The 12,339-nt window shown below is 57.0% G+C and carries 13 protein-coding genes, 1 pseudogene and 1 riboswitch; of the genes and pseudogenes, 5 read left to right on the top strand and 9 right to left on the bottom strand.

Translation table 11 applies throughout. The features are described from left to right. Positions 1 to 165: 165 nt before the first annotated feature. Genes ACOI7D_RS11675 through ACOI7D_RS11655 form a run of 5 tightly spaced genes read right to left on the bottom strand, consistent with a single transcriptional unit; the run spans position 166 to position 4,216 of the window. Positions 166 to 801: an urea amidolyase associated protein UAAP2 gene (locus ACOI7D_RS11675; protein WP_023289733.1), complete on the bottom strand. Its 636-nt coding sequence runs from the start codon at positions 799 to 801 to the stop codon at positions 166 to 168. Positions 802 to 811: 10 nt separating this feature from the next. Beyond that, the gene (locus ACOI7D_RS11670) at positions 812 to 1,540 is read right to left on the bottom strand and encodes an urea amidolyase associated protein UAAP1 (RefSeq protein WP_032454968.1); all 729 of its coding nucleotides are present in this window, start codon (positions 1,538 to 1,540) and stop codon (positions 812 to 814) included. 4 nt (positions 1,541 to 1,544) lie between these two features. Continuing rightward, on the bottom strand, positions 1,545 to 2,321 hold the full coding sequence (locus ACOI7D_RS11665; protein ID WP_044523302.1) for an ABC transporter ATP-binding protein: 777 nt from the start codon (positions 2,319 to 2,321) through the stop codon (positions 1,545 to 1,547). Continuing rightward, entirely contained in the window at positions 2,318 to 3,133 is an 816-nt protein-coding gene (locus ACOI7D_RS11660) for an ABC transporter permease (protein WP_023289736.1), read from the bottom strand. Before ACOI7D_RS11660 ends, ACOI7D_RS11665 begins: the two co-directional genes overlap by 4 nt. A gap of 24 nt (positions 3,134 to 3,157) precedes the next feature. Next, entirely contained in the window at positions 3,158 to 4,216 is a 1,059-nt protein-coding gene (locus ACOI7D_RS11655; RefSeq protein ID WP_032452903.1) for a putative urea ABC transporter substrate-binding protein, read from the bottom strand. 56 nt (positions 4,217 to 4,272) lie between these two features. Beyond that, positions 4,273 to 4,371: riboswitch (guanidine-I (ykkC/yxkD leader) on the bottom strand. Positions 4,372 to 4,912: 541 nt separating this feature from the next. Between ACOI7D_RS11655 and ACOI7D_RS11650 the strand changes: the two genes are divergently transcribed. Together ACOI7D_RS11650 and ACOI7D_RS11645 are read left to right on the top strand one after the other, a co-directional pair. Continuing rightward, on the top strand, positions 4,913 to 5,263 hold the full coding sequence (locus ACOI7D_RS11650; protein ID WP_109547325.1) for a hypothetical protein: 351 nt from the start codon (positions 4,913 to 4,915) through the stop codon (positions 5,261 to 5,263). Positions 5,264 to 5,308: 45 nt separating this feature from the next. Next, a complete protein-coding gene (locus ACOI7D_RS11645) occupies positions 5,309 to 5,533 on the top strand; it encodes a hypothetical protein (RefSeq protein WP_032428852.1) in 225 nt (74 codons plus the stop codon). A 228-nt stretch (positions 5,534 to 5,761) separates the two neighbouring features. Here the strand turns inward: ACOI7D_RS11645 and ACOI7D_RS11640 are convergent, their stop codons facing one another. Next, on the bottom strand, positions 5,762 to 6,193 hold the full coding sequence (locus tag ACOI7D_RS11640; RefSeq protein ID WP_044523310.1) for a DUF4354 family protein: 432 nt from the start codon (positions 6,191 to 6,193) through the stop codon (positions 5,762 to 5,764). A 710-nt stretch (positions 6,194 to 6,903) separates the two neighbouring features. Between ACOI7D_RS11640 and oxlT the strand changes: the two genes are divergently transcribed. Beyond that, positions 6,904 to 8,160 carry an oxalate/formate MFS antiporter gene (gene oxlT, locus ACOI7D_RS11635; protein ID WP_023289740.1) on the top strand — a complete coding sequence of 419 codons (1,257 nt, stop codon included), beginning with the start codon at positions 6,904 to 6,906 and terminating at the stop codon, positions 8,158 to 8,160. A 37-nt stretch (positions 8,161 to 8,197) separates the two neighbouring features. On the opposite strand, the gene ACOI7D_RS11630 is transcribed toward oxlT, so the two are convergent. After that, positions 8,198 to 8,770, bottom strand: a complete 573-nt coding sequence (locus ACOI7D_RS11630) for a GNAT family N-acetyltransferase (RefSeq protein ID WP_162543120.1) — start codon at positions 8,768 to 8,770, stop codon at positions 8,198 to 8,200. Between the two features lie 24 nt (positions 8,771 to 8,794). Next, complete coding sequence (locus ACOI7D_RS11625) at positions 8,795 to 9,403, bottom strand: HAD-IB family hydrolase (RefSeq protein ID WP_109547323.1); 609 nt, start codon at positions 9,401 to 9,403, stop codon at positions 8,795 to 8,797. A gap of 154 nt (positions 9,404 to 9,557) precedes the next feature. Here ACOI7D_RS11625 and ACOI7D_RS11620 point away from each other — a divergent pair, with 154 nt between their 5' ends. Beyond that, a complete protein-coding gene (locus tag ACOI7D_RS11620) occupies positions 9,558 to 10,136 on the top strand; it encodes a TetR/AcrR family transcriptional regulator (protein WP_023289743.1) in 579 nt (192 codons plus the stop codon). On the opposite strand, the pseudogene ACOI7D_RS11615 reads toward ACOI7D_RS11620, so the two are convergent. After that, positions 10,112 to 11,210, bottom strand: a pseudogene (locus ACOI7D_RS11615) (iron-containing redox enzyme family protein). The gene ACOI7D_RS11620 and the pseudogene ACOI7D_RS11615 sit on opposite strands and share 25 nt — an antisense overlap. Before the next feature lie 202 nt (positions 11,211 to 11,412). Between ACOI7D_RS11615 and ACOI7D_RS11610 the strand changes: the two are divergent. Next, positions 11,413 to 12,327: a DMT family transporter gene (locus ACOI7D_RS11610; RefSeq protein WP_023289745.1), complete on the top strand. Its 915-nt coding sequence runs from the start codon at positions 11,413 to 11,415 to the stop codon at positions 12,325 to 12,327. The last annotated feature ends 12 nt before the right edge of the window (positions 12,328 to 12,339 follow it).

The raw sequence follows: 12,339 nt of genomic DNA, 5'->3' as shown, positions 1-12,339 counted from the left end.
AGCGGAACTCACAGCGAAGCGGGTCGTCCCGCAACAATTCGTCTTCCCCTGAGGTCGTCCCCGGGAGAACCGGCGCTTAAAGGTGGCGCGTCGGCGTGTGGTTCAGGCGGTCGGCGCGAACGGCGAACAGCCGAAAGGCCAGCAAACGCCAGCGCTGCCAGCGGGTCAGTTCCATACCAGCACCTCGGCGGGGGTCGGGTTCCAGCCATTGCAGGGATTGTTGAGCTGCGGGCAGTTGGAGATCAACACCATGGCGTTACACTCCGCGCGCAGTTCCACGTATTTTCCCGCCGCCGAGATGCCATCCGCAAACGTCAGACCGCCCTCCGGCGTCACCGGCACGTTCATAAAGAAGTTAATGTTGGCGCCAATATCGCGCTTATGCAGACGACCATCATGCAGACAGGCGCAGAGGAAATTATCCCGGCAGCTGTGCATGTAGCGCTTGTCGAGGGCGTAGCGGACGGTGTTACTCTCCTGGGCGCAGGCGCCGCCGAGGGTATCGTGCCGCCCGCAGGTATCGGCCACGATGGTCATCAGCGGACGGCCAAGGTTGGAATAGAGCACGCTGCCGGCGGTGAGGTAGGCGTTACCCTGGCGGCGCAGCGTGCGCTGCGCATCGTAGCGCTCGCGCGGGTTGTCGGCGTTGTAAAACAGGGTATCAATCGCCTGGTTGCCTTCGAGATCGAGCAGACGCAGGGTTTGCCCTTGTTTAACCTCGAACAGCCACGGCTCCCCGGCGGGGATCACATGGCGATAGACGGCCTCTTCCGGACGTCGGTGACTGGTGATAAGGGTCATAAACGCCTCCTTACAGGGCAAAAAGTTGGGTATTGCGGAACGCGCGCAGGTTCTCATCGCGGGTCAGGAGCGCCTGAGTGGCCGCGTCTTCATCGTCGGCCTGATACCAGCTCAGCTGTACCGGACGGGGGGCATACTCTGTGGCCGGATCCTGAGGATGCGGTAGCGCGGTGAGGACCAGCAGGACGTCCATCGGGGCATACAGTTCCACATAGTCCCCGGCGCGGCTGTTGCCGGAGACAAAGTGAAAGCGCCCCTCGTCATCGACGGTCACTTTGCTGAAGAAGTTGACCACCATCAGCAGATCTTCCAGACCGAGATCCCATTTCCCCATCTCCACCAGCAGGTTATCGACGCCGTTGCGGTAGAAGCCATTGCGTAATTCCTGGTAGCGTCCGGCGCCATATTTGTCGTGCGTCTCTCCGGCGTTGAGGACCCCGCCGAACGGATCGTGCCAGCCGCAGCTGTCGGCGACGATCCCGGCCAGCACCCGGCCCATATCGGAGTAGAAACAGTGCCCGGCGGTCAGGCGCGCGGTATGCTGTCCTTTGAGGGTATCCGGCAGGTTGAGCCGCTCACTTTTCTCATGGGGATTGAGCATCATCATGCTGACGTTTGCCCCGCCGTCGAGATCGGTCAGGCGCAGGATCTGCCCTTTGCGCAAAATCAGCGAGGTGTGCGCCCCGCCGGGAAGCCGCTCTTCGCGCAGGCTGGGGGTGGAGTGAAACAGTTCAGTCATCAATTTATCTCCTTAATGCGTAAACGTTGGTGTCGCTACCGGCGGCCAGTTGCGCCATCCGCGCTTCATTGAGCGGGATGTCGTAGGTAATACGCGCGCCCCAGGCGTTGGGCGCCTGCGGGTCGATGCGCACTTTGTCGAACACCAGCAGCCTCGTGCCCAGGTTGAAGCCTTCGGCCAGGTCGTGGGTGACCATAAACACCGTCATGCGCGTTTCGCTCCACAGCTGGAGCAGCAGCGCATGCATATCCTTGCGAATGCCGGGATCCAGCGCGCCGAAGGGCTCGTCCAGCAGCAGCACCCGCGGCTGCATCACGAACGCCTGGGCAATGGCCAGCCGCTGCTGCATCCCGCCCGAGAGCTGCGCCGGGTATTTATCCAGGGCGTGTCCCAGGCCCACTTTCTCCAGCATTCGCTGGGCCTGTTGCCGGGCCTCGCGCTTTCTGCCGCCAAACAGGCGCCCCAGCAGCGGGGACGCCGGCAGCTCCAGGCCGATGGCGACGTTATCCAGCACGTTGAGATGCGGAAACACCGAATAGCGCTGGAAAACCACGCCGCGACTGCGGTCCGGCTCCGCCGCCAGCGGCTGGCCGTCGAGCAGGATGGCGCCGCGGGTCGGTTGCTCCTGACCGAGCAGCAGACGCAGAAAGGTCGATTTACCGCAGCCGGACGCGCCGACCATTGAGCAAAACTCGCCCTCTTTCACCTGCAGATTAATGCGCTCCAGCACCACGTGGTCGCCGTACTCCTGCCAGATGTTTTTGATGTCGATAAAACTCATCCCCGGCCTCCTTCCGCCCACGGGAAACAGGCTTTGTGCAGCTGACGCAGCGCCAGATCCATCAGCCATGCCAGCAGCGTGATCCAGATGACATACGGAATAATCACGTCCATCGCCATATAGCGCCGCACCAGGAAGATGCGATACCCCAGCCCGGCGGTGGCGGAGATGGCCTCGGCGGAGATCAGGAACAGCCATGCCGATCCCAACAGCAGGCGCAGAGAAGCGATCAGCCGCGACAGCAGCTGAGGAAGCACCACCCGCAGCACCACCGTCCAGCTATTGGCCCCCAGGGTCTGCGCCTTTATAAACAGCTCCGCCGGGATCTCCCGCGCCCGCTGCTCCAGGTCGCGCGCCAGCATCGGCGTAATGCCGATGACGATCAGCATCACTTTCGACAGCTCATCCAGGCCAAAGACGATAAACAGCACCGGCAGGATTGCCAGCGGCGGGATCATTGACACCACCGTCATCAGCGGCGACAGCGCCGCGCGGTACATCGGGAAGACGCCGGCGGCGATACCGATGCCGAGGCCGATCAGCGACGAGACGGCCAGGCCCGTCAGCAGACGGCTCAGGCTGATCAGCGTGTCGGCCCACAGCAGATACTCGCCGCTGCGTTTGTCCGGGGTGAACGCCATCCGGTCAATGGCCGCCGCCATCTGCGACAGGCCTGGCAGCAACTTGTCCTGCGGATTGGCTTCCAGCCGCACCGCCGATCCCATAAACCAGGCGGCGATCAGCAGCACAAACGGCAGCAGCATCAGCGTCAGGCGCATCCCCTTTTGGGGATATCGGTTAATGTGGCGCATGGCGTGGTCTCCCGGCGGCAATCATTACAGCTGGCCCGCGGCGGCCAGCTTCAGGTAGCTGTCGTCAAAGCGCAGTTTGCGGTTGGCGGCATCGCCGAGCGTGACATTGCCCGGGAAGGTCATTCCGATAAAGTCCGCGCTCTGCGCCCCCTCGCCCAGCAGACCTTTATCGAAGGAGAACTGCGCCACACGCTGCATGGTTTTCGCCAGATCCGGCGAGGCGATAAACGCCAGGGTGTCGGCAGGCGTCCAGAAAAGATGAGTGGTTTTGAGCTGCGCCTGGTAGCCGGCGAGATCGGTACCGGAGTCGGCGGCCATAGCGCTCAGCGCCTGGGTATCGCCGGCCTTCATTTTGGCCATCATTTCAAACCACGCGCCGGTCAGCGCTTTGCCCAGCGCCGGGTTATCTTTCAGGGTCTGGGTATTGACCACCATCATGTCGATAAGCTCGCCCGGCACCTGCGAGGAGCTAAACACTTCGCTGGTTTGCGGGGTCTTTTTGATAACCGACAGCTGTGGATTCCAGGCCACCGCCGCCCGCACGCCGCTGGTGCCAAAGGCCGAGACGATATCGGCATCGGAGGTATTCACCACCTTGACGTCTTTTTCCTGCAGCCCGGCTTTTTCCAGGCCGCGCACCAGCAGATAGTGGGAGACCGACAGCTCCGGGAGATACACCGACATCCCTTTCAGGTCGCTGAGCTTTTTATCCGCCCCTTTCAGAACCACCCCGTCGTTACCATCGGAGTAGCTGCCGGTGATCAGCGCCGTGCTGTCGACACCGCCGGCCGCCGGAATGGTCAGGGCGTCCATATTCGTCATCGTGCAGCCGTCAAACTGCCCGGCGGTGTACTGATTGATGGATTCGATGTAATCGTTGAGCTGAACAATATTGATTTTGATGCCGTACTTGCTGGCCCATTTATCGATGATCTTTTCATTGCTGATGGCGCCCCAGGGCATCCAGCCGGCGTAGATGGTCCAGCAGACGTTGAACTCTTTCTTGACGGCGGCAAAGGACGGGACGCTGGTCAATAGCGTCAGTGACAGGACAAGTGAGCGGAGGAGCGGCGATGTTTTCATGGTGGACCTCTGGTTAGCACGAGAAACGGAGCAGCGCGACACCCAACGGTGCTGCTGTCTCCCGGGCTTTTATCCCGCCGTGTAACCTCGCCGAGGTCGCCAGCTCTCGGACCAGACGTTCACCGCGGTGAACCGGAACCCTAGCCAGCTATTGTGTGATCTAAATTGTCTGTTGCGCTGCTTTCTGCTGATGGTCTTGCAAGCGCCATGCCAGGAGCCAGACAGCCGTGCTTTCAGTGATTTACCGCCAACCGGCGCATCGCCTCCCAAAAATGGGGAGTAAAAGTGGGGCATTGCATGGCTTTGGTGCAAAGGGAAAGCACACCGCGTTCTGGCCAACAACCGGCCGGGGGTCATGGGGGATGAATCCTGTAGCTGATTATCATGGCGCGGGGTAAATGTTTGCCATTACGCCGCTTCGACATGAGGGGATGACGCAGGCGCTTCTCCCCTGTCCCGTCGCCAGGGGGGGATCATATTTTTACCGCCTGTTTTACCCGCCTGACGGTAAAGCATTTAAATGTTGAATACATACTAACGCTAAATCGCAAGCTTGTGCGTTTTAACGCACAGTGATAATATTGCGCCACGTTAAGTAGAGGGGTGGAATAAATTCACCATTCGTTAACTCAGAATGCTTGGCCTGTTAAATACAAGTTAAAATCACGCCGATGTTATTTAACACAGAGAGGTTCCATGAAAATATTGCTGATGTTGCCCACCCTTTTTCTGTTAAGTGGTTGTGTGGATCTGGGGGATGTGGGCATACACCCGGAAGAAGAAACCTATTACGTTAATCAGGAAAAACATCAGGTGATCGATTGCCTTCATTATGCCGCTTCTAAAGCGAATTTATCGCTGGAATATGATGACACTCTTCCTGAAAACATCGATAAATACAACCTGATGAATACTGAAAACACGACTGTCGCGTGGGTGGAAATCAGTAACTTCAACGGCAGGCAGACTTCGGTAGAATTTTATTATGCGCCGCATGCCCAGGATATACATCGGTCGGTCACTACCATTGCTGAACGGTGTTCATAATGCCCGGATAACCAGAGACAGCGTTAAGCTGACAAGAAACGAATGATGAAAACCTCTCTCCTTTTGCTAATAGCAGTGCTGGTGATTTCTGGCGAGTTACACGCTGATACTGTTTTTTATCAGGATAGCCATTTTGTCGGGCACTCTCTTTTTACAGGCACCGTAAGCAAAGCGAAGCACCATAATAAATTAGCGATGAGTTTTGGCATTTGCCAACTGAGAAAAATCATCAGGAGCGTCACGGATAGCGACGCAAAAAAAGACGCGTAAAGATTGTCCAATAGCTGGCCAGTGTATCCCCCTCCAGGCAGACGCACCTCCCCCGAAAAATGAAATACGAGTGACCTACTTCAGATGAGCGTAGTGCTTGACACGGTTGATGTCTGCCGCGCACGCCTCCTCATCATCCAGATGTTATGTTCCTCTCGTAACACCTGACGAACGCCTGGTGTTACGCTAACGTCATATAAGGCAGATCATCCACGCTCGGGATGGTAGTTATTTTGTTAAGCAGTCTTTACCGAAAGCGAGACGGACAAAAGGTATATTCAGTATTTCAGGATCGGCGCTGCTGAAGAACACGTTACCTGTTCGGCTTTCAATGGGTTTGTATTTTTTCAGCATCTCCATTTCAATACCCGTGCTCATAAATGACTTGCCATTTTTATCATACAAAAAGAAGCACATTTTGTTATCTTTGCCAGGTTCAATGCTTTTATCAGAGAAGTTATCAAGCGTAACTTTATAGGTCACCAGATACTTCGCCTCGCCGGTCACGCTATCCCATTCACTTCCGGCGGCCTCCTTTAGGGCAAAAATCTTGACCCCTGAAAAATAAGGATCTGGATTCTTTTTTTCAATAGCCTGCACCGTTCCTGAGGCAGCGATGGCTACAGCCAGCGCAATACCTTTGGCAATATAATTATGCATTTCCTACCTCATTCAATTTACTATTAAGTGAACGCTACCATAGATCATGATATTGGTATTATCAATGATATTCGCCGTCATCACTATTTGATGAAAATCCAGTCTGTCATTATATTTAAACTTATAAATCAGTGCGTTGTAAAAATAACCATTAAAATAATTCTAATGTGAATTTAATAAATTGTTAACTGTAACTTATTTTTCACTTATTTCTGCGTCATGTTTAAGCAGGGTTTATCTTCAACTTCATCAGCATGCGATTTAAAGCCGTTCGCACCGACCAGGTTAGCGCCTCCTGTATCCATAGCGTGAATATAATCAGCGATCAGGAAGAGAATAAACAGGAGGGTGCCTGTCCCCCGCCTGAATGCCATGCCTTTTTTTCCATTAGACCTACCATCGGCCTTGAGCCAGTCAATAAGTGAAGCGCACAGCGATGACCCATTTGCACCGACTCAGTGCCGCCTGTTCACCATACTGAATCCCATCCCCTCCCACACTTCCATGTTAACTGTTTGTATATAAAGAACTATTTTAACTGGCACGTTTAATGCTCTGCGGTTGTATACAGCGATGTTGACAAGATCTCAGGCCAGGAGGCGACAACCCATAGCCACCTGCGGTCGCGACGCCAACGCCTTCTTCTCTCCGTGAAGCCTCCAGGGCGGATGCGTTTCACGGAAACCTGTTAACTGAAAACGGAGAACAACATGACGACACTCAGCGAACCGTTGGTTACCCCGAAATATGGCAAATGGCGCCAGCTGGTGCTGGGCCTGATCTGTATGGCCGCCATCTCCAGTCCGCAATATGTCTGGACGCTGCTGACGAAACCCCTGGCCGCAAAGCTGGGCGTCGGTCTGCCCGAGCTGCAGGTCACCTTCTCGCTGCTGATCATCCTCCAGACCTTCTTTTCGCCCTTTCAGGGGCGGTTAGTGGAGAAATTTGGCCCACGGCGGTTAATCGCTATCGGCACGGTGATGGCGGGAATGAGCTGGGTGCTTTCCGCACAGGTGAATGGCCTGGCGACGCTGTGGCTGGTTTATGGCTGCATGGGCGGCCTTGGAACCGGGATCGTCTACATCGGCGTTGTCGGCCTGATGGTCAAATGGTTTCCGCGGCAGCGGGGGTTCGCCGCCGGCGCGGTGGCGGCGGGCTACGGGATGGGGGCCATCCTAACCACCTTCCCCATCTCCCTGTCGCTGACCACCAACGGCCTTGAACACACGATGACGACCTTCGGGGTTCTCTTCGCGCTCGTCGGCTTCCTCGCCAGTCAGGGACTGAAGCTGCCGCCGCCTGCTGTCTCTTTGCCCGTCAGCCAGACGGTGGCGCAGAGCAGCAGATCGTTTACCTCCCGGGAAATGCTGCGTCAACCGCTGTTCTGGCTGATGTTTGCCATGATGGCGATGATGTCGACTTCCGGGCTGATGGTCACTTCGCAGATGGCGGTGTTCGCCGAGGACTTCGGCATTAGCCAGGCGGTGGTGTTTGGCATGGCGGCCCTGCCGCTGGCGTTAACGATAGACCGCTTCACCAACGGTTTAACCCGGCCGCTGTTTGGTTTTATTTCCGACCGCTTCGGCCGCGAGCAAACCATGTTTATCGCCTTTGCGCTGGAGGGGGTGGCGATGACGCTCTGGCTGGCGTGCCGGGAAGATCCGCTGCTGTTTGTCCTGCTTTCCGGGGTGGTGTTCTTTGGCTGGGGGGAAATCTTCTCCCTCTTCCCGTCGACGCTCACCGATACCTTCGGCAGCGAACATGCCGCCAGCAACTATGGCTGGCTGTATATTTCTCAGGGCATCGGATCAATCTTCGGCGGCCCGCTGGCGGCGTTGCTCTATCAGTACACCCACGGCTGGCATGTGGTTTTCAGCTGCGCCATTGGCCTGGATTTTGTCACCGCCGCCCTCGCGCTGTGGGTGCTAAAACCGTGGCGCGCGCGCTTTATCCGCCAGCATAGCTAACGACAACCCTGGCAGAAGTGACGGCCAGGCCGTCACTTCACTGATATTCGCTGCGCAGCAGCGCGTACAGATACTCATCGCCCCACTGGCCTTTAAAAAAGATATTCTGCCGGTAATGCGCCTCGCGACGAAAGCCCAGTCCTTCCAGGAGTTTGATCGCGGCGGTATTGCGGGTGTCTACCACCGCGATCAGCCGGTGATGGACCAACGGTTCAAAGAGTAAGGCTATCACCGCCTGTATGGCTTCCCGGGCATACCCCTGATGCTGATACGCCGGGGAAAAGGTCATCCCCAGCTCGGCCTGTCTGCCATGATCGAAAAAGTGGATCCCCACATCTCCCGCCAGTGCACCGTTGGCCTGGATCTCTACGGCAAGCTGGAACCAACTCTCATCCTCAGCAAAGGCCAGGGAACGCTGTTGTTCATAGAAGGCAGTCGCCTCTGCCATACCGTAATGGCTCCAGCTCTGAAAGCGGGCCACTTCCGGCAGGTTGCGATAGCGGCTGAAAGACGGCAGATCTTCCGTTCTGAACCGGCGCAGCAGCAGCCGGGGCGTGGTCAGGGGTAGCAACATCTCTTCTTCCTGGTGAGGGGGGCAATAGCGCGCCATCTTAACCTGCGCAGCCTGACGCCGCTAGCCGCATGGCGGTGCCTCCTCCCAGCGATAGATTTGAGTGGTGGCCAGCGCCAGCATGGCGAAATCTTCCGGCGTATCGCCGTAAGCGAAGATCGCTTCGTAATCGGTCAGGGCGTAGTTCGCCAGGATACGCGCCTTTTTGGCCAGGCCGCTGCAGTCTCCACCCTGATACTTTCCGGTCGCTGCCCCGTTTTGAAATTCCACTTCGCTGCACAGCAGCTCAAGATTATGCTGCTGGCACCACGGTCGAAGGTAGACATCCAGCGAGGCTGAGACCACCACCACGGTGTCCCCTCGCGCCTGATGCCAGGCTATACGCTGCATCGCGTTCTCCCGCAGCGTGCGGGGAATAAACGCCTGGCTATGATCGTTCCCACGCTGCAGGATCTCAGGTTGCGATTTCCCGGCAAAAGCATAATGAAACACTTTTTGCCGGATGGCAGAGGCTGAAAGCCAGCCCATTTTCCAGGCGAGAATATAGGGCAACAGCCGCAGTTTGCCCCGACGAATGGCTTTCACATCGAGGGACTGATAAATGAAAGGGGTAAACGTATCTTCGTGGGTTATCGTGCCATCGAAGTCAAAAAAGGCAATGTTCTTCTTCATCCTTGTCACCTTATACACCAATACCGGCGCCGCGCGTGGCGCGGCTGATTTACTTTTTGCCCGCCTGGCGGCAAGATCCGGCATAATGCACCGCTGTCGCAGGACGACCGGGTCACCGGCAGTCATGACAGCGAACCGTTCGACAGGAAAACGCATGAAGCCAAAACAAGCGGACATTCTCCGCCACGCCAGCGCGCTGTTTAATCGCGAAGGATATCAGTCGCCCAGCATCGAGCGGATTGCTGAGCATGCCGGCATCTCCAAAATGACCTTCTACCGCTACTATGCCGATAAAGAGGCGCTCATTCTGGCTATCCTCCGGCAGAAAGAGAGCGAGTTTATGCAGGATCTGACGCAGATCACCGCGGATAAAGCCACCGCGCGGGAGAAGCTGTTCGCCGTGTTCGACTACTATCAGTGCTGGTTGACCTGCGAAACCTTCCACGGCTGCATGTTTACCCGCGCGCTGTTTGAATATGGCGCGTCATCGCCGGCGATCCGGGAGCAGTGCTCCCGGTTCAAATCGCGCCTGTGGCAGTTCTTCCGCGATATTCTGACTCGGGTATTAAAACCAGAGCCTGCCGAACGGGTCGCCATGATGATGGTGATGCTCATCGATGGCGCCATCGCCGCCCAGCAGGCCGAGTCCGCCGAATGCCGGGAGATCCCGCCGGGGACGACCGCCTGGAGCGCGGCCAAAGCGCTGATCTACTCAGAAGGCGGTACGCTGTGAGCTCATGCTGCCGTCCAGCGACTGCAGCGCCGCCAGCAGACCATCATAGTAATCGTTGCAGGTTTGCAGGCGCAGCGCGGCGCCAAAGTAGACCTCCTCCATCGCCGCCGGATGTTTTTTGCCAATCGGCACAATCACATTGTTCAGCCAACCGTCCGCATGGCCGATATCGACCGTGATGTGTTCGGCATAGTAATGCACGTCGCGATCGCTAAGCCCAATCCGCCGACAGCCCGCCACCAGTTTTTCATACTGCGGCGGGTCGAGCAGTTCGGTCATCGCCATCACCCCCAGCGATTTGTAGTAATGCTGACGATTTACGCCGCCGAGCATAAAGGCGTTATACCCGGCCAGCCCCTGCCACTCATAAAGATGGGCAAAATGATTGTCCGGTAAGGCGATATTCCGCCGCTTCAGTAAATCCTTATACAGATTGACGTGGGTGATCTCAGTGCTGCCCTGGCCTATCTCATCCCACAGATTTTGCGCAATCTCGGCGCGGGTTTCCGGCAACGAGCCCACCAGCCCCATCGCCACCAGATCGAAGAAAAGCAGATTCAGCGCGCTGTCGCTTTTGAAGAAATAGTCGATTTGCGCCGCGGAGGCCTCGCTGGCAAGGAAATCGAACAGCGGATGATGAGACGCCGGGTGCTGCTGGCATAAGGCGCGCAGTTCGTCGACGATATTGCCGGCATTGAGCACCGGCCGCTGGCGGTGGAAACGTTTGCTTTCCGCCCGCAGCCACTCAGACTCAATGTAATTTCGGATCCCGGAGAGCAGCGGATGAAACTGATTGACAGACGCCGGCGAGAGCGGGTCGGCAAGCCAGGACTGATAAAGGATGAACAGCGCATGGTGCGCGCGCTTTTTGGCCTGCGGATCGTCAGCGGAGAAGGCGCGGATGCAGGTATTCTCCGTCAGATGCCAGGCTCTGTCGGCGACCAGCGGATTGGCCGTCAGCTTCAGCGTCAGCGCGTTGCTGTGCAGAAGCTGGTCAATTAACTCATCCAGCGCCAGCCTGGCTATCACCGCGGTTTGGTCACTACCAATGACCCCATTGTCGGTATTACGCATGAATTTATCCCTGTGAAATGCATGGCGACTATACGGTATAGTACCGCTCACAATGCGGCAACGTAAATTTCAACTACATTGTTAATACGCTGTTTATTAACGACTTTAAATAAACAGAACAAAAGCCACTAAAATAGTGTTGATATTATAAAAATAATAACGTTACCATTCAGTACAGTGACAAACGACACAAGGAATCACGATGCCCTATCTGTTACTGACGCTGGCCGCCCTCTTCTGGGGTGGGAATTACGTTGTCGGTCACGTGCTGGTTCAGGGCGTGGATCCGATCCTGATGACCGAAGCGCGGTGGGCGTTAACGGCGCTGCTGCTGGGCCTGCTCTACCGCCGACAGATTGCCGGCAGTCGTCATCTGCTGCGGGAAAACGCCCCGGCGGTGCTGGTGCTCACACTCTGCGGTCAGGTCAGTTTCCCGCTCACGCTCTATATCGGTCTGCAAACCACCTCCGCCCTCAACGCCGCCATCTATATGTCCGCCACGCCGAGCATGGTGCTGCTGATTAACCGGCTGATTTTTCGCGACCCGGTATCGGCCCGCAACTGGCTGGGGGTGGTCTTCAGCACCCTCGGCGTGATGATCCTCTTATTCCAGGGCAACCCGCTGCATGCCGCCTCGCTGCATACCTTTTCCGTCGGCGATCTGTGGGCGATGGGGTCGGCGCTGAGCTGGGCGCTCTATTGTTCGCTGTTACGTCTAAAGGACCGCCGGATCCCGGCGAATGGCTTTGTCGCCGTCAGCTCGCTGCTCGGCGCCCTGCTCCTGCTGCCGATCGTCGCCTTCTGGCTGATGCGCCACCCGGCGCAGGACTGGGATGCCTGGCGCGAGCCGTTTTTCCTCAGCGGGCTGGCTTATCTGGTGATTTTTCCGTCATGGCTGGCCTATCTGTTCTGGAATAAAGGGATCGCCACCATCGGCGCCACGCGGGGGGAGATTTACACCCACATCATCCCCCTCTCGGGTGGCGTGTTAAGCATCCTCTTCCTGCATACCCAGCCCCATGCCTGGCACCTGTTCAGCGCGCTGTTCATTATGCTGGGGATTGGCATCTGCTCGCTGGAAAAACGCCAGGCGGCGACGGTTCGCCTGCGCGGTTAGCGTGTCTGCCGG

It is taken from the genome of Klebsiella sp. C360, assembly GCF_048822415.1.
Lineage (GTDB): Bacteria > Pseudomonadota > Gammaproteobacteria > Enterobacterales > Enterobacteriaceae > Klebsiella > Klebsiella quasipneumoniae.
Note: the sequence above shows the minus strand (reverse complement) of the source record. Positions and strands in the feature narration are given on the sequence as shown.